Source organism: Psychrobacter sp. 1U2 (assembly GCF_051847575.1).
In genome coordinates this window covers 1-1,007 of sequence record NZ_JBPYDC010000517.1, presented here as the reverse complement: position 1 = coordinate 1,007, position 1,007 = coordinate 1, and the positions used below count along the sequence as shown (strand labels likewise).

General features: G+C 30.1%; 2 protein-coding genes. Both read right to left on the bottom strand.

What is annotated here, in order from left to right; translation table 11 throughout:
* Positions 1 to 456, bottom strand: a 456-nt coding sequence (locus ACS8FD_RS16995; protein ID WP_439276708.1) for a hypothetical protein, incomplete at its 3' end; no start/stop codon positions are given.
* Positions 446 to 1,007: oligosaccharide flippase family protein (locus ACS8FD_RS16990; protein ID WP_439276707.1), on the bottom strand; the 562-nt coding region annotated here is incomplete at its 5' end. The genes ACS8FD_RS16990 and ACS8FD_RS16995, both read right to left, overlap by 11 nt.

Here is a 1,007-nt window from a genome sequence, read left to right as displayed (position 1 = left end):
AGTACTGTCAACTTCTTTATCAATAAATGCTTCAATATCGTCTATAGCTTCAAATTCATACGTATAATAACTACCATCTAACTTATGAAAGAAGTCTTTTGGGAAAATACCTCTACCAAACCATTTGTTATATACGCTTTTGTGCGCTAGAAACTCAACATTTCTTTCATTATTTAAGAATCTTTCAATATATAAGCTATAAAACTCTTCAGGAATAATACGCTTATTAAAAGATCCCGATAACGATTTTGATATCTCTACTGTCTTGAAGCTAATAACTGGGGATACAGCTTTCCAATAATTACGGTATTCTGTCTTTTCATCTTTTGTTAGACTAACTTTTTGAAAATCAGGAGAGTTATATATTGACTTATGAAGCTTATGGAATGCAGAATACGCTGACAAAAATTTCCAGCTCCCAACAACTTTATTTTTTACAATTTTTTTAGCTTGCATGCTTTACGCCCTCGTTTATTTTTTTGAAATAGTAGTAGGATCCAGACCCTAAAATTAATTGACCTATAAATATATTAGTAGCTCCTCCTAATAGTCCAAACTTATAAATAAGCGGGAAGGATAATATAAATCCTATGGTTGATGCTATTATTGTAATTCTCATTACTATCTTATCGTAACCTCTTGAGATTAAATAGTTAGTAGAGTAAACACTGTAGAAAACAATAGCTAAAAATCCAGCAATAAGAATATAAAAGACTTCTGAGTCAAAACTATACTTTATACCAATAATATCAAAAATATACTGATGTACTACTAATAAGAAAACTGAAATAGCTGCTATCAAAATTAAATAATACTTGCTAAAAACATCAAACTTTTCTTTATACCTAATTAAGTATGGAAAAGCCACACCTGATACCACAGAATTAAAGACAGTCAATAACTGTACAACTTGTCTTGTAGCACCAAAATAACCTGCAGATGCCTTACCTAGTATCATTCCAACAAGAAAATTGGTTGTATTATTAAAAAGAGTTGGAACGAATTGA